21 protein-coding genes and 2 riboswitches are annotated in these 22,256 nt (G+C 72.0%); of the genes, 11 read left to right on the forward strand and 10 right to left on the reverse strand.

Translation table 11 applies throughout. The annotated features are described in order from the left end of the window. Positions 1–110: 110 nt before the first annotated feature. Positions 111–863 carry an AAA family ATPase gene (locus tag OEIGOIKO_RS12695; protein WP_170251695.1) on the reverse strand — a complete coding sequence of 251 codons (753 nt, stop codon included), beginning with the start codon at positions 861–863 and terminating at the stop codon, positions 111–113. Positions 864–1,113: 250 nt separating this feature from the next. After that, positions 1,114–1,209: riboswitch (glycine riboswitch) on the forward strand. After that, positions 1,210–1,318, forward strand: a riboswitch (glycine riboswitch). 32 nt (positions 1,319–1,350) lie between these two features. On the opposite strand from OEIGOIKO_RS12695, the gene gcvT reads away from it, so the two are divergent. The 7 genes from gcvT (at position 1,351) to OEIGOIKO_RS12730 (ending at position 8,577) form a co-directional block, all read left to right on the forward strand. Beyond that, positions 1,351–2,478, forward strand: a complete 1,128-nt coding sequence (gene gcvT, locus OEIGOIKO_RS12700) for a glycine cleavage system aminomethyltransferase GcvT (protein ID WP_125054135.1) — start codon at positions 1,351–1,353, stop codon at positions 2,476–2,478. An 88-nt stretch (positions 2,479–2,566) separates the two neighbouring features. After that, positions 2,567–2,941, forward strand: coding sequence for a glycine cleavage system protein GcvH (gene gcvH / locus OEIGOIKO_RS12705; RefSeq protein ID WP_031004355.1), 375 nt, complete (start codon positions 2,567–2,569; stop codon positions 2,939–2,941). A gap of 57 nt (positions 2,942–2,998) precedes the next feature. After that, on the forward strand, positions 2,999–4,258 hold the full coding sequence (gene glyA / locus OEIGOIKO_RS12710; protein WP_125054136.1) for a serine hydroxymethyltransferase: 1,260 nt from the start codon (positions 2,999–3,001) through the stop codon (positions 4,256–4,258). A gap of 281 nt (positions 4,259–4,539) precedes the next feature. Then, entirely contained in the window at positions 4,540–6,204 is a 1,665-nt protein-coding gene (locus tag OEIGOIKO_RS12715; protein WP_125054137.1) for an APC family permease, read from the forward strand. A gap of 141 nt (positions 6,205–6,345) precedes the next feature. Beyond that, on the forward strand, positions 6,346–7,728 hold the full coding sequence (locus OEIGOIKO_RS12720) for an L-serine ammonia-lyase (RefSeq protein ID WP_030018260.1): 1,383 nt from the start codon (positions 6,346–6,348) through the stop codon (positions 7,726–7,728). A 187-nt stretch (positions 7,729–7,915) separates the two neighbouring features. Next, a complete protein-coding gene (locus OEIGOIKO_RS12725) occupies positions 7,916–8,188 on the forward strand; it encodes a hypothetical protein (RefSeq protein ID WP_125054138.1) in 273 nt (90 codons plus the stop codon). Beyond that, a complete protein-coding gene (locus OEIGOIKO_RS12730; protein WP_125054139.1) occupies positions 8,185–8,577 on the forward strand; it encodes a type II toxin-antitoxin system VapC family toxin in 393 nt (130 codons plus the stop codon). The genes OEIGOIKO_RS12725 and OEIGOIKO_RS12730 overlap by 4 nt, the downstream gene beginning before the upstream one ends. A gap of 82 nt (positions 8,578–8,659) precedes the next feature. Here the strand turns inward: OEIGOIKO_RS12730 and OEIGOIKO_RS12735 are convergent, their stop codons facing one another. Both OEIGOIKO_RS12735 and OEIGOIKO_RS12740 read right to left on the reverse strand, forming a co-directional pair. Continuing rightward, positions 8,660–8,923, reverse strand: a complete 264-nt coding sequence (locus OEIGOIKO_RS12735) for a hypothetical protein (protein ID WP_125054140.1) — start codon at positions 8,921–8,923, stop codon at positions 8,660–8,662. A 98-nt stretch (positions 8,924–9,021) separates the two neighbouring features. Then, on the reverse strand, positions 9,022–9,747 hold the full coding sequence (locus OEIGOIKO_RS12740) for a phosphatase PAP2 family protein (protein WP_125054141.1): 726 nt from the start codon (positions 9,745–9,747) through the stop codon (positions 9,022–9,024). Positions 9,748–10,282: 535 nt separating this feature from the next. On the opposite strand from OEIGOIKO_RS12740, the gene OEIGOIKO_RS12745 reads away from it, so the two are divergent. The 3 genes from OEIGOIKO_RS12745 to OEIGOIKO_RS12755 all read left to right on the forward strand — a co-directional run bounded on the left by OEIGOIKO_RS12745 (position 10,283) and on the right by OEIGOIKO_RS12755 (position 12,304). Next, on the forward strand, positions 10,283–10,837 hold the full coding sequence (locus OEIGOIKO_RS12745; RefSeq protein ID WP_125054142.1) for a GH25 family lysozyme: 555 nt from the start codon (positions 10,283–10,285) through the stop codon (positions 10,835–10,837). A 75-nt stretch (positions 10,838–10,912) separates the two neighbouring features. Continuing rightward, positions 10,913–11,743: an ammonia-dependent NAD(+) synthetase gene (nadE, locus tag OEIGOIKO_RS12750; RefSeq protein WP_125054143.1), complete on the forward strand. Its 831-nt coding sequence runs from the start codon at positions 10,913–10,915 to the stop codon at positions 11,741–11,743. A 213-nt stretch (positions 11,744–11,956) separates the two neighbouring features. Continuing rightward, the gene (locus OEIGOIKO_RS12755) at positions 11,957–12,304 is read left to right on the forward strand and encodes a hypothetical protein (RefSeq protein ID WP_125044867.1); all 348 of its coding nucleotides are present in this window, start codon (positions 11,957–11,959) and stop codon (positions 12,302–12,304) included. A 103-nt stretch (positions 12,305–12,407) separates the two neighbouring features. On the opposite strand, the gene OEIGOIKO_RS12760 is transcribed toward OEIGOIKO_RS12755, so the two are convergent. From OEIGOIKO_RS12760 to OEIGOIKO_RS12790, 7 genes are all read right to left on the reverse strand, one after another. Next, entirely contained in the window at positions 12,408–13,238 is an 831-nt protein-coding gene (locus OEIGOIKO_RS12760; protein ID WP_125054144.1) for a cytochrome c biogenesis CcdA family protein, read from the reverse strand. After that, positions 13,235–14,062, reverse strand: coding sequence for a DsbA family protein (locus tag OEIGOIKO_RS12765; RefSeq protein ID WP_125054145.1), 828 nt, complete (start codon positions 14,060–14,062; stop codon positions 13,235–13,237). The genes OEIGOIKO_RS12760 and OEIGOIKO_RS12765 overlap by 4 nt, the downstream gene beginning before the upstream one ends. Positions 14,063–14,121: 59 nt before the next feature. Then, positions 14,122–14,538, reverse strand: a complete 417-nt coding sequence (locus OEIGOIKO_RS12770) for a hypothetical protein (RefSeq protein WP_125054146.1) — start codon at positions 14,536–14,538, stop codon at positions 14,122–14,124. Positions 14,539–14,999: 461 nt separating this feature from the next. Beyond that, complete coding sequence (locus OEIGOIKO_RS12775) at positions 15,000–15,551, reverse strand: ATP-binding protein (RefSeq protein ID WP_125054147.1); 552 nt, start codon at positions 15,549–15,551, stop codon at positions 15,000–15,002. A gap of 264 nt (positions 15,552–15,815) precedes the next feature. Further along, positions 15,816–16,583 (reverse strand): enoyl-CoA hydratase/isomerase family protein, encoded by a 768-nt coding sequence (locus OEIGOIKO_RS12780; protein ID WP_125054148.1) that lies wholly within the window; start codon positions 16,581–16,583, stop codon positions 15,816–15,818. A 210-nt stretch (positions 16,584–16,793) separates the two neighbouring features. Further along, the gene (locus tag OEIGOIKO_RS12785; RefSeq protein WP_246177991.1) at positions 16,794–18,017 is read right to left on the reverse strand and encodes a L,D-transpeptidase; all 1,224 of its coding nucleotides are present in this window, start codon (positions 18,015–18,017) and stop codon (positions 16,794–16,796) included. A gap of 224 nt (positions 18,018–18,241) precedes the next feature. Further along, positions 18,242–19,423: a L,D-transpeptidase gene (locus OEIGOIKO_RS12790; RefSeq protein ID WP_170251697.1), complete on the reverse strand. Its 1,182-nt coding sequence runs from the start codon at positions 19,421–19,423 to the stop codon at positions 18,242–18,244. A gap of 644 nt (positions 19,424–20,067) precedes the next feature. Here OEIGOIKO_RS12790 and glgX point away from each other — a divergent pair. After that, complete coding sequence (gene glgX, locus OEIGOIKO_RS12795) at positions 20,068–22,254, forward strand: glycogen debranching protein GlgX (RefSeq protein WP_125058659.1); 2,187 nt, start codon at positions 20,068–20,070, stop codon at positions 22,252–22,254. Positions 22,255–22,256: the final 2 nt, after the last annotated feature.

The raw sequence follows: 22,256 nt of genomic DNA on the forward strand, positions 1-22,256 counted from the left end.
CCGTACGGCCCGTCAGGTGTCCGGCATTCCGGACCTGAACCGACGGGTACGGACGCCCGCCCCCTCAGGAGGCGGGCCGCACCCGTACCCGAAGCCCCCGAGGGCGGCGCTCACTCGAAGGCGATATGCCGCAGCGACCCCGCCGCCGGCCGGTCCAGCAGGACGGCCGAGGTGAAGCCCGCGGGGAGCCGGGCCGCCCGGGCGCGGGCGGCCAGCCGCCGTACCGCGCGCCGGTGCCGGGCGAAGGCGTAACCGGAGACTCCGCGTCCACGCGAGCGCTGCCCGGACAGCGCGACCTCGGGCGGTACGTCCAGCAGCAGCAGGTGCAGTCCGCGTCCCCCGCGCCGGGCCTCGCGCGCGAGCCAGCGGCGTACCCACGTGAGCGTGCCGCAGTCGTGCACCACCACGCTGCCGCCGGAGCGCAGCGCCCGCCGCAGCCCCATGTAGTGGGAGGCCCGGACCAGCGGCCGGTAGAGCGCGTACGGAAGCCGGCGCAGCCTGCCGCGCTCCCAGCGCTCCCGTACGTCCTGCGAGTCGATGCGGTGCACGGCGGCGCCGCGCGCGTCGAGGGCGGGCACCACCCGGATCATGAGCGTGCTCTTGCCGCTGCCCGGCAGGCCGGAGACCACCACCACGTCGCCCGCCGCGAAGTGCAGTTCGGCCGCCTCGCGCGGGGTGTCGCGGTCCCTGAGGTCGACGACGTCCACCGCCGGTGCGTCCGGCGCCGCGGTACGCGTCCGGCCGGGGCGCACCACCCCGAGCGGCAGCCGCCGGGGCCCCGGCACGGCGGCCGGAACCGGCTCCGGGACACAGCCCGGGGGCGCGCCTCCCGGACTTGTCGCGAGTGCGGCCTGCCTGTGCACCGTGATCGCCCCTCCCCTGGTTCCGTCCCCTTACCCGAAGAGTGTCAAGAAAAGGTAATGCGCTTCAAGGAAATCCCACGATCCGTACAGTCCCAGGACACTGTCGTGACACCCCTGCGAACACCGGTACGACCAGGGCTCCTGTATCCGGCGATCCCGTGCGATGATGTGCGCGCCAAGTGCCGGTCCGCACACCACCGTGTGCGTCCTGGTACGGGTGCCACGCTCAGCCAACTCCATACCGGCCGTTTGAATCCGCGCGGGAGAGTCCCCGGCCGTCACGGCGGGGCGCCGAAGGAGCAAGTCCTCCCTTGAATCTCTCAGGCCCCGATACCGCGCGGGCGAGGCAGATCTGAAAAGCGGGCCGCCGTGGTGTGGCTCCACCCAAGGTGCAAGCCGGGACCGGTCACGGCCTTCCGGTGAACCTCTCAGGTTCCGATGACAGATGGGGAGACCGTCTTGTCACCCATGCCCGGGAGCCACCACCATGACCGAAGCCCCCCGCCGCACCGCGCTGGACGCGACACACCGCGCCCTCGGCGCGACCATGACCGACTTCGCCGGATGGGACATGCCGCTGCGCTACGGCAGCGAGCGTGACGAGCACGTCGCCGTGCGTACCCGCGCCGGCCTCTTCGACCTCTCGCACATGGGCGAGATCACCGTCACCGGCACCGGCGCCGCCGATCTGCTGGACTTCGCGCTGGTCGGCAACATCGGCGGCGTCGCCGTCGGCCGCGCCCGCTACACCATGATCTGTGACGCCGAGGGCGGCATCCTGGACGACCTGATCGTCTACCGCCTCGGCGAGACGGAGTACATGGTCGTCGCCAACGCTTCCAACGCCCAGGTCGTGCTGGACGCGCTCACCGAGCGGGCGGAAGGTTTCGACGCCGAGGTGCGCGACGACCGGGACGCGTACGCGCTGCTCGCCGTGCAGGGTCCGGAGTCCCCCGGCATCCTCAAGGGCCTGACCGACGCCGACCTGGACGGTCTGAAGTACTACGCCGGGCTGCCCGGCACCGTCGCGGGCGTCCCGGCGCTGATCGCACGTACCGGCTACACCGGCGAGGACGGTTTTGAGCTGTTCGTCCGCCCGGCCGACGCGGTCGCCCTCTGGGAGGCGCTGACCGAGGCCGGCAAGGACGCGGGCCTGGTCCCCTGCGGCCTGTCCTGCCGGGACACCCTGCGCCTGGAGGCGGGCATGCCGCTGTACGGGCACGAGCTGACCACGGACACCACCCCGTTCGACGCGGGCCTGGGCCGGGTCGTGAAGTTCGAGAAGACGACGAACGGCGGCGACTTCGTGGGCCGCGCCGCCCTGGAGGCGGCCCGGGACCGGGCCGAGGCCAATCCGCCGCGCAAGCTGGTCGGCCTGATCGCCGAGGGCCGCCGGGTGCCGCGCGCCGGATACCCGGTCGTGGGCCCCGACGGCGCCGTCATCGGCGAGGTCACCTCCGGTGCCCCCTCGCCCACCCTCGGCAAGCCCGTCGCCATGGCGTATGTGGACGCCGCGCACGCCGCGCCCGGCACCGCCGGTGTGGCGGTGGACATCCGTGGCACCCATGAGCCGTACGAGGTCGTGGCGCTCCCCTTCTACAAGCGCCAGAAGTGACGCCCGCGGCCCCGCCCCGGACGTACTCCCGTCTCACCTGTCAAGACCCCTGCACCGAGCACGCCACCGTATCCAGGAGAATCAAGACATGAACAACCCCCAGCAGCTGCGCTACAGCAAGGAGCACGAGTGGCTGTCGGCCGCCGAGGAGGGCGTCTCGACGATCGGCATCACCGAGCACGCCGCCAACGCGCTCGGCGACGTCGTCTTCGTGCAGCTCCCCGCGGTCGGTGACTCGGTCACGGCGGGCGAGACCTGCGGTGAGCTGGAGTCGACCAAGTCCGTCAGCGATCTCTACTCCCCCGTCGACGGCGAGGTCACGGAGATCAACGAGGACGTGGTGAGCGACCCCTCGCTGGTGAACACCGCCCCGTTCGAGGGCGGCTGGCTGTTCAAGGTGAAGGTCAGCGGCGAGCCGGACGACCTGCTCTCGGCCGACGAGTACACCGCCTTCACCGGCTGACAAGCCCACCCCGCCGCCCGGCGGGGCCGTGCGCCCCGCGAACCCCAGGAAGTAGTCATGTCGCTTCTGAACAGCTCCCTCCACGAGCTCGACCCCGACGTCGCCGCCGCCGTCGACGCCGAGCTCCACCGTCAGCAGTCCACCCTCGAAATGATCGCGTCGGAGAACTTCGCCCCGGCCGCCGTCATGGAGGCCCAGGGCTCGGTCCTCACCAACAAGTACGCCGAGGGCTACCCGGGCCGCCGCTACTACGGCGGCTGCGAGCACGTCGACGTGGTCGAGCGGATCGCCATCGACCGGATCAAGGCGCTGTTCGGCGCCGAGGCCGCGAACGTGCAGCCGCACTCCGGCGCGCAGGCCAACGCGGCCGCGATGTTCGCGCTGCTCAAGCCGGGCGACACGATCATGGGTCTGAACCTCGCGCACGGCGGGCACCTGACCCACGGCATGAAGATCAACTTCTCCGGCAAGCTCTACAACGTGGTGCCCTACCACGTCGACGAGGAGTCCGGCCAGGTCGACATGGGCGAGGTCGAGCGCCTGGCCAAGGAGACCCGTCCGCAGCTCATCGTGGCCGGCTGGTCGGCGTACCCGCGTCAGCTCGACTTCGCGGCGTTCCGCCGGATCGCCGACGAGGTCGGCGCGTACCTGATGGTCGACATGGCGCACTTCGCGGGCCTGGTGGCGGCCGGGCTGCACCCCAACCCGGTGCCGCACGCGCACGTCGTGACCACCACCACGCACAAGACCCTCGGCGGTCCGCGCGGCGGTGTGATCCTGTCCACCCAGGAGCTCGCCAAGAAGATCAACTCGGCGGTCTTCCCGGGCCAGCAGGGCGGCCCGCTGGAGCACGTCATCGCGGCGAAGGCGGTGTCCTTCAAGGTCGCGGCGAGCGAGGAGTTCAAGGAGCGCCAGCAGCGCACCCTGGACGGCGCGCGCATCCTCGCCGAGCGGCTGACGCAGTCCGACGTCACCGAGGCCGGCGTCTCGGTGCTGTCCGGCGGCACCGACGTGCACCTGGTCCTGGTGGACCTGCGCAACAGCGAGCTGGACGGCCAGCAGGCCGAGGACCGCCTCCACGAGGTCGGCATCACGGTCAACCGCAACGCCGTCCCGAACGACCCGCGGCCCCCGATGGTCACCTCGGGCCTGCGGATCGGCACCCCGGCGCTGGCCACCCGCGGCTTTACGGCGGAGGACTTCCGCGAGGTCGCCGACATCATCGCCGAGGCGCTCAAGCCGTCGTACGACGCCGAGGCGCTGAAGGCCCGGGTGACCACCCTGGCCGGGAAGCACCCGCTGTACCCGTCGCTGTGACCGGCCCGCGGCCGTCGCTGTGACCGGCGCCACGCGGTCCGCGGGCGCGCGCCCCTGTGTCGCGTCCGCCGCGGCCGTGTGACGCGTTTCATGAAGTACGCCCCGAAAGGTGCCGTCGCGGCGGTGTCCACGGGGTGAACAGGCCGTGCGCCCGGGGTCGTTGACCTCGGGCGCACCGCTTTTCCGTCCGCCTTACGGTGATTTTCCGCCCCATAGGCTGAGAACGGCCCCTCAACGACGCGGGGTCCTTCGCACCACAGCAGGACGGAACACGTACGGCAATGGACATGAGCGCGGGCAACCGCAAGGGGATCGGCCTCTTCGCCCTGACCATGATCGGCATCGGTTCGATCTTCGGCTCCGGCTGGCTCTTCGGCGCCGGTTCCGCCGCGCAGGTCGCGGGGCCCGCGGCGCTGGTCGCCTGGATCATCGGCGCCGTCTTCATCGGCATGATCGCGATGTCCTACGCCGAGGTCGGGGCCGCGTACCCGATCCCTGGCGGCATGGCCCGCTACGGCCACCTCTCGCACGGCCCCGTGCTCGGCTTCCTGACCGGCTGGGCGGTGTGGATCGCGGTCGCCTCGCTGATCCCGATCGAGTCCATCGCCGCCACCCAGTACATGTCCTCCTGGGGCTTCGGCTGGGCCCAGGGCCTGGTCGACCCGGCCACCAACCACCTCACCCCGACCGGAAGCGGCGTCGCGCTGCTGCTGACCTTCGTGCTGTGGCTGACCTGCTACTGGTCGGTCCAGCTGCTGGCCCGCGCCAACACGGTCCTGACGCTGGTCAAGTTCGCGATCCCGGTGCTGGCCGTGGCCGCGCTGATCGCCTCCGGTTTCCACACCTCGAACTTCACCGCGCACGGCGGCTTCGCCCCGTACGGCTGGCCGGCCGTGCTGACCGCCGTGACCACCTGCGGTGTGGTCTTCGCCTTCAACGGCTTCCAGGCCGTGGTCAACCTCGGCGGCGCCGCCAAGAACCCCGGCCGGGCCATCCCGGTCGCGCTGGTCGGCGCGCTCTCGCTGGGCCTGGTGATCTACCTCGCCCTGCAGACCGCGTTCCTCGGCGCCGTCCCGCCGGAGCAGCTGGCGCAGGCCGGCGGCTGGCACGGGGTGAACTTCAACTCGCCCTTCGCCGACCTGGCCAAGATCCTGATGCTGCACTGGGTCGTCACCATGCTCCAGTTCGGCGCCTTCATCTCGCCGGCCGGCTCCAACATCGCCAACGTCGCGTCGGCCGCGTACATGGTCCAGAACCTCGCCGAGACCGGCTTCTTCCCCAAGAAGCTGGCCGCCGTCCACCCCCGGTACGGCACCGCCCGGCCCGCGATGTGGCTCAACCTCGGCTTCTCGGTCCTGCTGCTGATCACCGTCGGGCACAGCTGGAACGCGCTGGCCAGCGTGGTCTCGGCGGCCATGGTGATCTCGTACCTCATCGGCCCGATCGCGGTCGGCGTCTTCCGGCAGACCAGGCCGGACCTGCCGCGCCCGTTCCGGCTGCCCGCCGCGAAGGTGCTGTGCCCCATCACCTTCGCCTTCGCCGCCTGCGCGCTGTACTGGTCGAAGTGGCCGGACACCGGCAAGGTCGCACTGCTGACGCTGGTGGCCGCGCCGGTCGCCGCGGTGGTGCTGCGGCGCCGTGGAGAAAGGAACCTGCGCCGCCAGTTCGCGCCCGCCTGGTGGCTGGTCGGCTTCCTCGCCTGGATGTCCGCGGTGTCCGCGCTCGGCAGCCCGGACTTCGGCGGCCACGGCGTCATCCCCGGCGGCCTGGACATCGCCCTGGTCGCGCTCTCCGCCGTCGCCTTCTACTTCTGGGCCGTACGCGCCGGCGTCCGCGCCCACGAAACGGGCCTGACCGGCGACGACCCCGCCCTCGACACGGGTACCGGCTCCCCTGCGACATCCGCCGTTGCACCGGAGGACAACCGTCCGATGGCCTCCGTCTGAGAGTCTGTCCGCCGTCCGGGTTAGGCTCGACAGTCGGCGCAGAAACGTACCTCCCGCTTCTTCCGCCCCTTTACCCCCTTTAGCCTCTTTAGCTCCATTTGCTCCACCGTCCACCACGAGCAGACAAGGGAGTCCGCCACCGTGGCCATCTCCGTCTTCGACCTCTTCTCCATCGGCATCGGCCCGTCCAGCTCCCACACCGTCGGCCCGATGCGCGCCGCCCGGATGTTCGTCGGGCGGCTCAAGAAGGACGGGCTGCTCGCCCAGACGACGGCGGTACGGGCCGAACTCTTCGGCTCCCTCGGCGCCACCGGCCACGGCCACGGCACCCCCAAGGCCGTCCTGCTCGGCCTGGAGGGCCACTCCCCCCGCACCGTGGACGTCGAGACCGCCGACGACGAGGTCGAGCGGATCCGCAAGAGCGGCCGGCTGCGGCTGCTCGGCGCCGAGATAGGCAGCGACCACGAGATCGACTTCGACGAGTCGACCGAGCTGATCCTGCACCGCCGCCGCTCCCTGCCGTACCACGCCAACGGCATGACCCTCTTCGCCTACGACGCGGGCGGCGCGCCCCTGCTGGAGAAGACCTACTACTCCGTCGGCGGCGGCTTCGTCGTCGACGAGGACGCGGTCGGCGAGGACCGCATCAAGCTCGACGACACGGTGCTGAAGTACCCCTTCCGCACCGGCGACGAGCTGCTGCGCCTCTCCCGCGAGACCGGCCTGTCCATCTCCTCCCTCATGCTGGAGAACGAGAAGGCGTGGCGCACCGAGGACGAGATCCGCGCCGGGCTGCTGGAGATCTGGCAGGTCATGCGCGACTGCGTGTCCCGCGGCACGTCCCGCGAGGGCATCCTGCCCGGCGGCCTGAAGGTCCGCCGCCGCGCCGCCAACGGCGCCCGCGCGCTGCGCGCCGAGGGCAACGCCGAGGCCAACGCGATGGAGTGGACCACCCTCTACGCCATGGCCGTCAACGAGGAGAACGCGGCCGGCGGCCGGGTCGTCACCGCCCCCACCAACGGCGCGGCCGGCATCATCCCCGCCGTCCTGCACTACTACGTCAACTTCGTGCCCGGCGCCGACGAGGAGGGCGTCGTCCGCTTCCTGCTCGCCGCCTCCGCCATCGGCATGCTCTTCAAGGAGAACGCCTCCATCTCCGGCGCCGAGGTCGGCTGCCAGGGCGAGGTCGGCTCGGCCTGCTCGATGGCGGCCGGCGGCCTCGCCGAGGTCCTCGGCGGCACCCCCGAGCAGGTCGAGAACGCCGCCGAGATCGGCATGGAACACAACCTCGGCCTGACCTGCGACCCGGTCGGCGGCCTCGTCCAGATCCCGTGCATCGAACGCAACGGCATGGCCGCCGTCAAGGCCGTCACCGCCGCCCGCATGGCCCTGCGCGGCGACGGCCGCCACCACGTCTCCCTCGACAAGGTCATCAAGACCATGAAGGACACCGGCGCCGACATGAGCGTCAAGTACAAGGAGACGGCGCGGGGCGGGCTGGCGGTGAACATCATCGAGTGCTGAGGAAGCAAGCCTGGCCGGCGCGTTCGTGACCTTCGGCGTCCCAGGGCCTTGCCTGCTCACGCGGCGGGAAGGCCCTGGGGATGCATCTCCCTCACAGCACGCTGGACCGCAGCCGCCCGAGCGGCGTCGCAGTGCGGACTCACCCCGGCACAACCCGCGATAACAAACAAATTGTTAAACTCGTCGCATGACCACCTCCCCAGCTCCTGGTGAAGGTCCGATCCGTCCGGTCTCCGTCTCCCTGCACGAGGGCACCATTGCGGCTCTCAAGGCGCGTACCGGCAGACGGGGCATGTCGGCCTACGTCGAGGCCCTCATTCAGCGTCAACTAGAGCGCGACCGGCTGCGTGAACTCATCGAAGACGCCGAAGCCGACCACGGGCCCGTGGACCAGGCCGCCGTCGAAGCCAAACGAGCCCTCCTGCGCGGGAACTCTGCCGGCTCGGCGGACGCGGCATGAGCGGCAGCCTAGTCCTGGACTGCGAGGGCCTGTCCAAGCTGGTGATGCGTACGCCCGAACTCACCGAGTGGCTCGCCGCCGCGGAGGCCGAGGACATCCGGGTCGTCACCAGTTCCGTCACCCTGGTCGAAGCCCGCGACCCGAAGACCCACCAGGCCCGATTCGACTACGCCGTCTCCCGCGTCAACGTCATCCCGCCCGACGAGGACATCGCCCGCCACGCCAGCAAGCTGCTCGCCGCAGCTTGCCTTCATGGCCACAAGTACGCCCTCGACGCGATCGTGGCCGCCACCGCGCTGGCCTCACGCGCCCCCGTCACCATCCTGACGTCGGACCCCGAGGACCTCCTGACGCTGTGCGGCACCGGCGTCCGCGTCATCAAAATCTGACGGGACACCGGCCTACGAGCGGTACCCGCCCGCAGACCACGGCCGCCACTGACAACGCCCCGCGGCCCGCGTCTCAGTCCCTTCACTTGCCTATCTCCCAGGCACACGGTGGCAGTTCGCGGGCCCGGAGGTAGATCTCCATGGCGCTGCCCGCCGAGGCGAACGGGTGGACGCGGGCGCCTTCCAGGCCGGCCAGTACCCGGGCGCAGTGGTGGACGCAGCCCGCGACCTCCCGGCCGTGCGGGTCGATGATCGTGGCCGCGTCGTGCGGTCCTTCGCACGGGGTCGGGTCCGGTGCCGGTGCGGCGGGGCAGCATGGTGGCGCGCAGTCGTGTCGGGTGTCCATGAAGGGCCTCCCCCTGGGCCGGCGGTGCGTGCGGTGCCACGGGGGTGTTGCTCGGTTCTGTGCCTTTCCATGCCTTCCTTGGGGAACATCTGGGCTGGTCATGAACTGTTCGGGGGCCGTGGGGCAGCGGTGGGGGCGGGCGGGGAGGCGGGGGCGCGTGGGACCGGCAGGCGGCCGGTGCGTACGAGGTGGAGGGCGAGGGAGAGCCAGGCTGCGGCGAGCAGCCAGCCCGCGAGCACGTCGCCGGGCCAGTGGACGCCCAGGTAGACGCGGGTGGCGCCGACCATCGCCGCCCAGAGGGCGAGCAGTACGCAGGCCAGGCGGCGGGCGGGTGCGCGGTGGGTGCGGGTCAGCACCGCCCACGCGAGGATGCCGGCCACCAGGAGGGACGTCGTGGAGTGCCCGGAGGGGAAGGAGTGGCCGGTGGCCCGTGCGGTCCAGTCGGCCGCGGTGGGGCGCGGGCGGGTGATCAGTTCCATCAGGCCGTACCGGATCGCTTGGCCGAGGAGGAGGACGGTGAGGGCGGTGGCGGCCGCGAGCAGGCGTTCGCGCGTGTTCCGGCCGGCCAGTGCACCCGCCAGGAGGGCCAGTGCGTACGGGATGGGGCCGGAGCCGGTGGTCGTGAGTACGAGGGCGGCCGTGTCCGCCGCGTCCGGTCGGTGGGCCACGGCCCAAGTGTGCGCCGCCTGTTCCGGGCCGAGCGGGGCCCAGTCGTGCGCGACGAGCAGTGTGGCGGTGGCAGTGAGGAGCAGGGCGCACAGCGCGGCGGCGCGGAGCGGGCCGGGGACGCGGGGCCGTCGCGGGCGGGTTTCGGACGGCGTCATAGGGCTCCCGCCGGGGACAGAGGAAGCACGGTGGCGGGGCGGGCCGTGGAGGGGCCGGCGGGGCGGTCGCCGTCGGGGCGTCGTGCGGCGTGCGTCATCCGGTAAGTCTGCCAAGGTCAGAGATGGTTCGTGCCGGGTGCATGTGCGGGGGGCAGCTGCGGGGGCGGAGGTACGGGCCCCCGGCGGGGCGATCCGGCGCGGGGCGCCGTGCACGCCGGCGGGCGGCCGAAACGCGCGGGCGCCCGGTCTGGCCGAACTCCGGCGGTTCTCTGACCGACACGCGCCCCCTCCGTGGCCGGACCGCGCGCCCCCGCACCGCAATCGGGGCCCGAGCCCCTACGTATCGCTACCGAAACGGTGGTCGATCATCCTCGGTCGAAGAACGTCAACCGCCGCTGTACGCCCGCCAACAACGCGTTGATCAGCGGAAGTTCGCCGACAGACTCTGGCGCAAGGCGCCGTGGACATGTTGAACTGCTGATAACACCACGTGACGCATCGTAATCGATCGTTTTCGGTCGGCAGGAGGCCGCACATGCTGCATGGCGTCGACGTCAGCTCCCACAACCCCTCGTACTCGGCGACCGGACTGGACTTCGTCGTCATCAAGGCGACAGAAGGCCGCTCGTACATCAACCCGCATCAGCGCGCGCAGGCCGCCAAGGCCCGCAACGCGGGCTGCGTGGTGGGCTTCTACCACTTCCTGTGGCCGGGCAACATCGCGGCGCAGGCGAAGTACTTCGTCGAGAAGTGCGCGTCCGTGGAGGGCGACCTGCTGGCGGCGGACTGGGAGCGCACCGGCGGCGGCACGTACGCGAGCAACGCGCAGAAGGACCAGTTCCTGAAGGAGGTCAAGCGGCTGCGGCCCACACACCGGGTGATCCTGTACTGCAACCGCGACTTCTGGCTCAACCACGACACGACCTCGTACGCCGGTGACGGCCTGTGGATCGCCGACTACGTCTCGGCCGGGCACCCGCGCATCAAGGCGCAGTGGCGCTTCCACCAGTACACGGACCGGCCGCTGGACAAGGACGTGGCCGACTTCCCGGACAGGGCCGCCCTGAAGGAGTGGGCCGCTCCGTCATAGAGTCTGAGGAGACCTGTCCGTACCAGCACCACGCACCCTGCGTACCGCGCTGGTCCCTCGTCCGAAGGAGCAGCCGTGACCGACCCGGCGTCCACGTCCCTGCAGCAGGAGATCGCCCGGGATCTCCAGGTGTCCGCGTCGTTCGACGCCCAGGCGGAGATCGAACGCCGCGTGGCCTTCCTCACGGAACGGCTGACGACCACGGGCCTGCGCGCGCTCGTCCTGGGCATCAGCGGCGGCGTGGACTCCACCGCGGCCGGCCGGCTGTGCCAGCTGGCGGTGGAGCGGGCCCGTGACGCGGGGCACGACGCGACGTTCCACGCGATGCGGCTGCCGTACGGGGTCCAGGCCGACGAGCACGACGCGCAGCTCGCGCTGGACTTCATCAAGCCCGACCGGGTGCTGACCGTCGACATCCGCCCGGCGAGCGACGCCCTGCTGGAGGCCGCGCTGGCCGGCGGGATCACCTTCCGGGACGAGCGGCACCAGGACTTCGTCCAGGGCAACACCAAGGCCCGGCAGCGGATGATCGCGCAGTACGCGGTCGCGGGCGCCCAGGACGGCCTGGTCGTGGGCACCGACCACGCGGCCGAGGCGGTCTCCGGCTTCTTCACCAAGTACGGCGACGGCGCGGCGGACGTGGTGCCGCTCACCGGACTGACCAAGCGCCGGGTCCGGGCGGTCGCCGAGGCGCTGGGCGCCCCGGCCGAGCTGGTCCGCAAGGTGCCGACCGCCGACCTGGAGACGCTGGACCCGGGCAAGCCGGACGAGGAGGCCCTCGGCGTCACGTACGACGACATCGACGACTTCCTGGAGGGCAAGCCGGTCGGCGAGGCGGCGTACGAGGCGATCGTGCGCCGCTACCACGCCACGGCCCACAAGCGGGAGCTGCCGACGACCCCCTGAGCGGCCACGGACGTCACGGGTGCGGGGGCCGGCAGTCCCGGCCCTCGCCCGGCGCTCCGGCGCGGCCCGTCATCTGCCTGTCATGGTCCGGCCAGGGGAAGATCACCCGCAAGGTGCTCGACCGTGGCCCGCGGCGGGCAGGAACGGTGCATGCGAAGCCGTGAAACGCGCTCGGAAGATCGACTGTCAGTGGGGGCCTCTACGCTCCGGAGCATGGGTTACGCAGACCTGCGCGAACTCCAGACCGCGCTGACGACCGCATCCGACATCGCCTCCTCCCTCCAGGCGGCGCCCACCCGGCGGGACGCCGACCAGCTCGTCGACGTCCTGCGGCAGGCGCTGACCGCCGCCAGCTCGCTGAGCACGCTGACCGGCCCGACCGGCTGCGCCATACATCCGCACGGCGCGGTCGATCCGCTGTACGGCGACCCCGACGACCCGCTGCCGCCGGGGTACGGCAAGTGCCTGCTGTGCAACGACCGCCGCCGCCGTGCGGACGCCGGCCCGCACCAGCCGTACCACTGGGACCGGCAGGACCACTCCCTGCGCCGCAGCGCCTAGAGGCGTCCGCACGCCGGCCGGGCGGCCCGGCCGGCGTGCGGAGGGCGCGACCGGCGTTGCGGGATGGCGTGCCGGCGTGCGGACGTGCCGTGCGCCGGGGCGCTCAGTCCTGCCGCTTCTTCTCCGGGCGCAGGGCGATACGTCCCAGTACGCCCGCGACGACGAGCGCCACCAGGGCGACGAGGACGTAATCCGGTACGGCGTTCCCGACCCGGGAGACCCACTCCTCGACGTGCACCTCCGCGTCCGCGTCGAGGATGCCGGGCAGTGCGCTGGTGCCGTTGAAGGCGAGGAACAGTACGCCGATGCCGATGAAGAACAGACCGGACACCAGCGAGGTGGTGTGCAGCCGCACCTTCCCGACACCGAACTCCCGGCCGCGCAGCCAGCTCCGGCTGCCCAGCGAGAACCGGTCCCAGAGCAAGGCGAGCACGAACAGCGGCAGGGCCATGCCGAGCGCGTACACGGCGAGCATGGACGCGCCGTGGACCGGCGACCCGCTGACCGCCGTGACCATCAGCACCGCGCCCAGGATCGGCCCGGCGCAGAAGCCCGCGAGGCCGTAGACGCAGCCCAGCAGGAACGTGGACACCGCCGAGCGCGGAGTGATTCGGGCCGCGGCCTGCTGGGCCCGCTTGAAGGCGAAGCCCAGGCCGAAGATCTGGGCGACGCCCATCGCGATCACCACCCAGCCGCCGATGGCGACGAGCAGGTCCCGGTGGCCGTTGAACAGCCGGCTGGTGGCCGTGCTGGCCGCGCCGAGCGGGACCAGGGTGGTGGCGAGGCCCAGGTAGAACACGCCGGTACGGGCCAGCAGCCGGCCCGGGTTGGACAGCGAGTAGGCGAAGAAGGCGGGCAGCAGCAGCGCGCTGCACGGGCTGAGCAGGGCGAGGGCGCCGCCGAGGAAGGCGGCGAGGTAACCGATGTCCGTCACTTCGCCGGCTCCTCCGCCTTGCCGGAGCCCTCGGCCGCGCCGTCCGCCTTACCGGCCTTACCGGCCTTCTTCGCCCGTTCGGCGGCCTGGCGGACCGTCTGCTCGAAGACGGCGGTGGGCTGGGCGCCCGCGATGGGCCGGCCGTTGACGAGGAAGGACGGCGTGGACTGGACGCCGATCCCGTAGCCCTCGTTCTGGTCCTTCTTCAGGGCGGCCTCGGCGGCGGCGCCGTTCAGGTCGCTGCGGAACCGGTCGAGGTCGGCCACGCCGCTCTTGCGGGCCATCTCGACGAGCTTGTCCTCGGCCAGGGCGCTGCCCTTGTTGGTCTTGGCGTACAGCTCGTCGTGCAGCTGCCAGAACTTGCCCTGCTGTCCCGCGGCCCACGAGGCGCGGGCGGCCCGCTCGGAGTCGGCGCCGTAGATGGTGAAGTTGCGGAACTCGATGCGCAGGGTGCCGTCGTCCACGAACTTCTTGATCAGTTCGGGCTGGGTCTCCCGGGTGAAGCGCCCGCAGAACGAGCACTGGTAGTCCGCGTACTCGACGAGGACGACCGGGGCGTCCTTCTTGCCGACGGCGAGCGGGTCGCCCTCCGTGCGCCGGCTGGTCTGCTGCGCGAGCTGGTCGTACAGCTTCTGCTGGCCGTCGTCCTCCTGGGGAGAGACGGAGGCGGCGGCGCGGGGGGCGTCCGTGCCGCTGTCGGAGCCGCCCTCGACGGCCTTGCCGACGGCGATGCCGATGGCGACGAGTGCCACCACCAGGGCGACGACGGCGCCGATGGCGGCGATCTTGCGGGTGGGTGAAGCGGATGACGAGGAAGTGGGCATGGGGATGCTCCAGACGTACTGGGTGAGAAGGAGGTCGGGCCGGGCTGACGGGCAGCGGCCTAAATCCGCAGTACGGGCAGGAGCGCGGTGTGATCGGTGGCCGGGGCCGTGCCGGTGGGCGGGCGGGCCGGCGCGAAGCAGGCGGGTGCCGCGACGGCGATCGGGGCGGGCGCGGTGGCGGCCGGCGCCAGGGGCTCACCGCGGTTCGGGGTGGGGACCGGGACCGACTCGTTCTGGCTGGGGGCGTGCTGGCCGGAGCACTTCTTCGGCGACTGGGCGACGGCCTGGTGCGCGACCGGGCCGGCCGCGGTGTCGTCACCCGCCTGCACGGCGGTCTGCGCCACGGCGGCCTGAGCCACGGCGGCCGGCAGGGCCGGCGTCGCCGGGACGCCGCCCACCCGGCACAGCAGGGGGGCGAAGGTGACGGCGAGCAGGAGCAGCAGGGTCACGGCGGCCGAACGGCGTACGCGTTCCATGCCCCGGGCCTCCTTCCGTCTCCCTCTGCCGGGCGCGCACCGGGGCGCACCGGTGTGCGGCCGCCCATCCTACGGACCGTGGCCCCGATGTCCCGCTACCGACCACCGTTCGCCACTGCCGAGTTACCTGCATAAGCCATGCTCTTGTCCGCATAACCATAGAGGGAATCGATTACCTAACCACTAAATGCAAGGCTGGTGTCGTAGCTCACCTTTGATCGCGCATCGTTTGATCAACCTTCGATGGCTTTTGTCCGCAATTGCCGCTTTGGCAAGGTCGCGACCGGCCTGCGATAGTCGGTTCCAGCGACCCCCCATTGACCCGGGCCACGGTCGTCCTGACCCCGCGGGTACACCCCTTTCGCCCGCCGGCGGTCGACACTGGGGCCTCGCCCGCGTACAGCGCGGGAGGGCCCCAGTCGCGTTTCACGGCCGCTACGGAACCCACTCGCCACAACCGCTCAGCGGTCGATGACCCGCATCTCGAACCAGGTCGTCTTGCCGCGCGGCAGCAGGTCCACGCCCCAGCGGTCGGAGAGCTTGTCGACGAGGAAGAGGCCGCGGCCGCTGATGTCCATCTCATGGACCGGCATCAGACAGGGCAGGCCGCGGGACGGGTCGCGGACCTCTATCCGGATCCAGCCACGGCGGCGCAGCATCCGCAGCCCGAAGGTGCGGGCGCCGGTGTGCCGGACGGCGTTGCCGACCAGCTCCGACACCAACAGGACGGCATGCTCCGTCAGTTGCTGGGAGACGTTCCACCGCTTGAGGAGGACGGACTGGGTCAGCCGGCGGGCGGTGAAGGCCGATTCGGGGCGGGAGGGCAGGCGTACCTCGTCCAGCGTGGGGTCACCCACCAGTTCCAGCGCCCGGGCGGCGGGGTCGCCGCCGGGCGGACCACTCCGGGCGCGCGCACCGGGAAGACCTTCGGGAAGTCCCCAGCGTGCGGCGGCCGAGCCGCTCCGCGGCCGCGGCTGCTCCATTCCTTCGAGGCCCGCCATGCCCCCCATCATGGCTGTTACCGCGGGGTCACGGGGGCGGAACCGATGGAATGCCCTGCCCGGAACGCCCGGTTCCGGACCCCTGCCTTGGCATATGCCGAAGGCAGGGGGAACCCGGCCGAATCCATGCTGACCTGCGGTGACCTCATGTGCCTACCCGATGAACGTGCACGGCGGACGCGCCCCCTCCGGGGCGTTCCGGCGTTTACTGCAATTCCCCCACACGAGGCATCGATCGTCAGCCACACCTCAGCAGCCCCGCCAACCAGCCACAATTCAGCGGAACTTGGCCTTACCCGGCCCTTCCTCGACAAAGCTGCGCATACCGATTTCCCGGTCCTCGGTGGCGAAGAGCCCGGCGAACCAGGTGCGCTCGATCGTCAGGCCGGTGTCGAGGTCGGTCTCCAGACCCGCGTCGACGGCCTCCTTGGCGGCCCGCAGCGCGACGGCGGGACCGGCCGCGAGCCGGGCCGCCCAGGCGTGCGCCTGCTCGTACACCTCGGCGGCGGGCACGACCCGGTCGACCAGGCCGAGCGAGAGCGCTTCGTCGGCCCGTACCTGGCGGCCCGTGAAGATCAGGTCCTTGGCCCTGGACGGACCGACGAGCCGGGCCAGCCGCTGGGTGCCGCCGGCCCCCGGGATCAGGCCGAGCAGGATCTCCGGCTGGCCCAGCTTGGCGTTGTCGGCGGCGATCCGGAAGTCGGCGCACAGCGCCAGCTCGCAGCCGCCGCCGAGCGCGTACCCGGTGACGGCGGCGACCACGGGCTTGGGGATGCGCGCCACGGCGGTGAAGGAGTCCTGCAGGGCCTTGGCGCGCTCGATCATGGCCGTGTGGTCCATGTTCTGCATCTCCTTGATGTCCGCGCCGGCCGCGAACACCTTCTCGCCGCCCCAGATGACGACGGCGCGCACGTCGTCGCGGCGGGTGGCCTCCCCGGCCAGCTCGCGCAGCCGGTCCTGGGTGGCGACGTCCAGTGCGTTCATCGGCGGGCGGTCCAGGCGGATGGTGCCGACGCCCTCGGCGACCTCGAAGTTCACAGTCATGAGGGCAGGTTAGTCCGCGTTAACGCGGTGCGGACCGGCGCCCTTCGGTCAACGGTACGGACGCCGACGGTGGCGGGCCGCGCCCACCGCCGCCCCCGCCGCCGCCGGGCCACGCCGGTCGGCCGGACCGCAGCCACCGGCCGGACCGCAGCCACCGATCGGACCACTGCCGCCGGCCGGACCCGACCACGCCTCCCGGTCAGTCCGCGCCTACCGGCCGGACCGCCACTTCTCCCAGGACATGTTCCACACGTTGAGGCCGTTCTCGGGCGCGATCGTCTCGTCGTGGGAGTTCTTGACCGTGACCACGTCGCCGATCAGCGAGTTGGCGTAGAACCAGGCGGCCGGGGTGGAGCTGTCCCCGCCGCCGCGCTGGTCGAAGAGGCCGATGCAGCCGTGGCTGGCGTTGCGGGAGCCGAACGTCGACCGGCCGGACCAGTAGTTGCCGTGGATGAACGTGCCGGACGTGCTCAGCCGCATGGCGTGCGGCACGTCCGCGATGTCGTACTCGCCGCCGAAGCCGACGGTCTCCCCGTTCATCCGGGTGACCTCGTGCTTCTCGCTGATCACCATCTGGCCGTTGTACGTCTCGGTGCCCGGCCCGCCCGCGGTGACGGGGATCGTCTTGATCTTCTTGCCGTCGCGGACGACGGACATCTCCTTCGCCTTCACGTCGACCGTGCTCACCTGGCTGCGGCCGATCGTGAAGGATATGTGCTTGGTCTGCGTGCCGTAGACGCCCGGCCGGCCCTCGACGCCCTTGAGGTCGAGGTCGAGCGTGACCTTCGTGCCGGGCTTCCAGTACGTCTCGGGGCGGAAGTCGAGGCGGTCGTTGCCGAACCAGTGACCGGCGATCGGCACCGCGGGCTCGGCCGTGACCTTGATGCCCTGCTGGACGCGCTCGGGGTCGGTTATCCCGCGGGTGAAGTTGATGGAGACCGGCATGCCGACGCCGACGGTCTGGCCGTCCTCCGGGGTGTACCGGCCGACGAAGGTGTTCTCCGGGACCAGGGTGGTGAACGTCGCGTGCCGGGCGGACTCGCGCAGCTGGTCGTCGACGGCGACCGCGTCGACCTTGTACGTGGTGGCGGCGCGCAGCTTGCCGGCGGGCTGCCAGACCGAGCCGCCGGTCACCTTGCCCTCGACCGGATTGCCCTTGTCGTCCTGGACCTTGACCGAGGTCAGCCGGCCCCGCGAGGAGCTGACCTTCAGGGCGCCGTCGGTGGCCACGTCCTTGGCGCCGTCCTTCGGCGTGATCGTGACACTGGCCTGCGAGGGCTGCTTGTCCGGATCGGTCCCGCCGCCCTTCTTGTCCTCGCTCCCGCCGCAGGCGGTGACGAGTATCAGCAGCGCCGACAGCAGCAGCGCGAGCACCCCGCCGCTCCTCGACGGCCCCGCCCGCCGCGCCCCCGCCACCGGCTGCCCCTGCTGCACGTCCACGACTGGCCCCTTTGTTCCCTCGCCCGGCCCGCACTCCCCCGTACGCGCATATCTACCCACGCACGCTCAGCCGATAGATAACCACACCCCACTGACAGTGGCTTCACCCGGCGATGTCACCGTTCGGCCTCAAGTGATATGCGTGGGGCGGGATCGCACGGAAGGGAGTCCGGTTCGCCCCGAAGTCGGCCGGAAAAGCCTTCGTCCCGCGGGGCCTCTCAGCGCAGCGCGGAGCCCGCCCGCCACCTCCGCCACGGCATGTTCCAGCCACCGAGGCCGTTGTCGGGCGCGACCACCCGGTCCCGGGAGTTCACGACCTCCACGACGTCACCGACCAGCGACCGTTCGTAGAACCAGCCGGCCGGGGTGTCCGGGCCGCCGCCCTGGGTGTCCCGCAGCCCGATGCAGCCGTGGCTCGTGTTGGCACCGCCGAAGGTACGCGGCGGCGCCCAGTAGTTGCCGTGCAGGAACGTTCCCGAGGTGGTCAGGCGCAGGGCGTGCGGCACGTCCGGGATGTCGTACTCACCGCCGAAGCCCACCGTGTCCCCGTCCATGCGGGTCACCGGGTGCCGCTCCAGGATCACCATCCTGCCGTTGTAGGTGGGGCTGGTGAGGCTGCCGGCGGTCACCGGCAGCGTGGCCAGCCGCCGGCTGCCGCGCCACACCGTCATCGTGTGCGCCGCCGCGTCAACCCGGCTGGTCTGATCCCGGCCGATCCTGAACCGGATCTGCTTGCGCTGCGTCCCGAGCACCCCGGGGGCGGCCCGTACGCCGCGCAGCCGCAGGTCCATCGAGACCCGCGTACCGGGCCGCCAGCGGGTGCGCGGCCGGAAGTCCAGACGGCGGGCGCCGAACCAGTGGGCGGCGACCTCGGTGGCGGGCCGGGCCGTGACCGAGACGGCGCGCTCGACGGCCGCCCGGTCGGCGACCGGGCGGTTGAACTCCAGCGAGACGATCATGCCGGTGCCGACGGTGGCGCCGTGCTCGGGCGTGAAGAAGCCGACGAGGCGGTGCGGCGGTACGAAGGTGGTGAAGGTGGTGTGGCGGGCCGTGCGGCGCCCGTGCCCGTCCATGGCCACCGCGTCGACCGTGTAGCGGGCGGCCGGCGCGAGGCGGGCCGTCCCGGACGGGCGCCAGCTCAGCCCGTCCGGGGTGATCCGGCCCGGTACCGGCGTACTGCCGTCGTCCTCGATGCGGCTGACGGCGACCCGCTCCAGCCGCCCGTCGGGCACCCGGACGGCGATGCGGTCGGTGTCCCGTACGTCCTTCGCGCCGTCCCCCGGAGTCACCCTGATCGCCTCCTTCGGTGACCGCGGCTTGCCCCCGGTCACCGCATCGGGGAACCCGCACCCGGCCAGCGCCACGGCGGCCGTCAGGACGGCGACGGTGGCGGCCGTCACGGAGGACGGCCCCCTGCCCCGGTGGAGCGGCCGCGGCGGACGGTTCCCCTCCGGGGTCCGCCGCACGGTAGGAGCCGGTACGGAAGGTACGGAGGCGGCCCGTCCGGGAGTCCGCCCTACCAGGATCCGCCACTCCATGTCCCGATATGTCACGCCGCGATAGGTCACGGACAGACCAACGAGGCCCCCGCCGCCGAGGAAACGTGAGGCGACGGCCCGTTGCGGGAAGAACACAGGGGAGGACGGGCCGGGTGCGCGGCCGGGACGCCGCGCGGTCCCGTCCGACCGAGCCATGAGCCGCGGGAGGCTGGCCTGTGTCGAGCGCACCCGAACAGGAGTCGGTACGGGACGTGCGGGGCGAGGACGGCCTGCGGGACGGGCAGCAGGACGGTACGGAGTCCGGGAGCGGCACGGAGACCGGGAACGGCAGGAAGCCCGGCAACGGTACGGAGTCCTGGAACGGTACGGAGACCGGCGACGGCACGGAGCCCGGGTACGACACCGGGTCCGGGAACGGCGCGGCACCCGCGGCCGGCACCGCGCCCGTCAACGGCCACCGCGTCCACGTACCCCCCGACCGGCCGCCCCGCCGGGCCCCCGCGCCGGACGCGGCCGCGGCGGCGGACCCGGCCGCTCCGCTCCCCGTGCCGGTACGGCCCGGCAGCCCGCAGCCGCTCGGGGCCCGCTGCCGTACGGGCCCCGACGGCGTGGCGGGCACCAACTTCGCCCTCTGGGCGGGCGGCGCGGAGTCCGTCGAGGTGTGCCTCTTCGACGACGAGGACCGCGAGACCCGCCACCCGCTCACCGAGCTGACGCACGAGATCTGGCACGGCTTCCTGCCCGGTGTGCGCCCCGGCCAGCGCTACGGCTACCGGGTGCACGGCCGCTGGGACCCGTGGACCGGTGCCCGCTGGAATCCGGCGAAACTGCTCCTGGACCCGTACGCGCGCGCCGTGGACGGCGAGTTCACGCTGCCCGCCCAGGTGTACGGGCACGTACGCGACTGGCCGCAGCAGCACGTCGCCGACACCGTGCGCGACGACCGCGACTCGGCCCCGTACGTGCCCAAGGGCGTCGTCGTCGCCGACGAGGCCCCGGAGGACGGCGACGACGAGTGGGTGGACGACCGGCGGCCCAAGACGCCCTGGTCCGACACCGTCCTGTACGAGACGCACGTACGCGGTTTCACCATGCTCCACCCGGACGTCCCCGAGGAGCTGCGCGGTACGTACGCGGGCCTCGCCCACCCGGCCGCGATATCCCACCTCACCCGTCTCGGCGTGACCGCCGTCGAGCTGATGCCGGTGCACCAGTTCGCCCACGAGGACCACCTGCTCCGCCGCGGCCTGCGCAACTACTGGGGCTACAACTCCATCGGCTACTTCGCGCCGCACGCCGCCTACGCCGCCTCCGGGACCCGCGGACAGCAGGTCGGCGAGTTCAAGCGGATGGTGCGGGCCCTGCACGACGCCGGTATCGAGGTCGTCCTGGACGTGGTCTACAACCACACCGCCGAGGCGAGCGAGCTGGGCCCGACACTGTCCTTCCGGGGCATCGACAACCGCGGCTACTACCGGCTGGCGGACGGCAGCCGCCGCTACGCCGACTACACGGGCTGCGGCAACACCCTGCACGTCGTGCAGCCCAACGTGCTGCGCCTGATCACGGACTCGCTGCGCTACTGGGTCACCGAGATGGGCGTGGACGGCTTCCGCTTCGACCTCGCGGCGGCGCTGGCCCGCTCCATGCACGACGTGGACATGCTCTCGCCGTTCCTGGCGGTGATCGCCCAGGACCCGGTGCTGCGCCGCGTCAAACTGATCGCCGAACCCTGGGACGTGGGCTCCGGCGGCTACCAGGTCGGCGCGTTCCCCCCGTTGTGGACGGAGTGGAACGACCGCTACCGCGACACCGTGCGCGACTTCTGGCGCGGCGCGCACCCCGACGTACGCGACCTCGGCTACCGGCTCTCCGGGTCGAGCGACCTCTACGCATGGGGCGGCCGCCGCCCGTACGCCTCGGTCAACTTCATCACCTCGCACGACGGCTTCACCCTGCGCGACCTGGTCTCGTACGAGCACAAGCACAACGCCGCCAACGGCGAGGGCAACCGGGACGGCACCGACGGCAACCGCTCCTGGAACTGTGGCGTGGAGGGCGAGACCGACGACACCGCCGTACAGGCGCTGCGCCGCCGCCAGCTGCGCAACATGATCACCACCCTGCTGCTGTCGACCGGGGTCCCGATGCTGGTCGCCGGTGACGAGATGGGCCGTACGCAGGGCGGCAACAACAACGCGTACTGCCAGGACAACGCGGCCAGTTGGGTCGACTGGTCGCTCCTCGACGACCCGGGATGGCGGGCGCTGGCCACCCTCGCGTCCCGGCTGATGGCGCTCCGCCGCGACCATCCCGTACTGCGCCGCCGGGCGTTCTTCTCCGGCCGCCCGCAGCGCCCGGACGGTCTGCGCGACCTGGCCTGGTTCACCCCGCGCGGCACGGAGATGACCGAGCGGGACTGGTACGAGCCCACCCCCACCCTCGGCATGTACCTCTCCGGGACCGACATTCCGCAACGCGACCCCGAAGGCCGCCCGGTCACCGACGACAGCTTCCTCGCCGTCCTGCACACCGGCCACCGCCCGGCCGCCTGCACCCTGCCGGGGCCGCCCTGGGCCGACGCGTACGAGCTGGTCGTCGACACCTCCCTGGAGGACCAGGACGGGCCGCCGGGGACCACGCTGCGCGCGGGCGTCCGGCTCACCGTCCCCGAGCGGTCGGTGCTGCTGTTGCGTGTGGTGGCCGGAGTGACGGCTCCGCCGACAGGCTGAGG

Source organism: Streptomyces paromomycinus, assembly GCF_003865155.1.
GTDB lineage: Bacteria > Actinomycetota > Actinomycetes > Streptomycetales > Streptomycetaceae > Streptomyces > Streptomyces chrestomyceticus.

Excerpts from the sequence above, each read along its gene's own strand:
- gcvT (WP_125054135.1), top strand. The coding sequence starts at position 1,351 with ATGACCGAAGCCCCCCGCCGCACCGCGCTGGACGCGACACACCGCGCC.
- gcvH (WP_031004355.1), top strand. The coding sequence starts at position 2,567 with ATGAACAACCCCCAGCAGCTGCGCTACAGCAAGGAGCACGAGTGGCTG.
- glyA (WP_125054136.1), top strand. The coding sequence starts at position 2,999 with ATGTCGCTTCTGAACAGCTCCCTCCACGAGCTCGACCCCGACGTCGCC.
- OEIGOIKO_RS12715 (WP_125054137.1), top strand. The coding sequence starts at position 4,540 with ATGGACATGAGCGCGGGCAACCGCAAGGGGATCGGCCTCTTCGCCCTG.
- OEIGOIKO_RS12725 (WP_125054138.1), top strand. The coding sequence starts at position 7,916 with ATGACCACCTCCCCAGCTCCTGGTGAAGGTCCGATCCGTCCGGTCTCC.
- OEIGOIKO_RS12730 (WP_125054139.1), top strand. The coding sequence starts at position 8,185 with ATGAGCGGCAGCCTAGTCCTGGACTGCGAGGGCCTGTCCAAGCTGGTG.
- OEIGOIKO_RS12735 (WP_125054140.1), bottom strand. The coding sequence starts at position 8,923 with ATGGACACCCGACACGACTGCGCGCCACCATGCTGCCCCGCCGCACCG.
- OEIGOIKO_RS12740 (WP_125054141.1), bottom strand. The coding sequence starts at position 9,747 with ATGACGCCGTCCGAAACCCGCCCGCGACGGCCCCGCGTCCCCGGCCCG.
- OEIGOIKO_RS12745 (WP_125054142.1), top strand. The coding sequence starts at position 10,283 with ATGCTGCATGGCGTCGACGTCAGCTCCCACAACCCCTCGTACTCGGCG.
- OEIGOIKO_RS12755 (WP_125044867.1), top strand. The coding sequence starts at position 11,957 with ATGGGTTACGCAGACCTGCGCGAACTCCAGACCGCGCTGACGACCGCA.
- OEIGOIKO_RS12765 (WP_125054145.1), bottom strand. The coding sequence starts at position 14,062 with ATGCCCACTTCCTCGTCATCCGCTTCACCCACCCGCAAGATCGCCGCC.
- OEIGOIKO_RS12770 (WP_125054146.1), bottom strand. The coding sequence starts at position 14,538 with ATGGAACGCGTACGCCGTTCGGCCGCCGTGACCCTGCTGCTCCTGCTC.
- OEIGOIKO_RS12775 (WP_125054147.1), bottom strand. The coding sequence starts at position 15,551 with ATGATGGGGGGCATGGCGGGCCTCGAAGGAATGGAGCAGCCGCGGCCG.
- OEIGOIKO_RS12780 (WP_125054148.1), bottom strand. The coding sequence starts at position 16,583 with ATGACTGTGAACTTCGAGGTCGCCGAGGGCGTCGGCACCATCCGCCTG.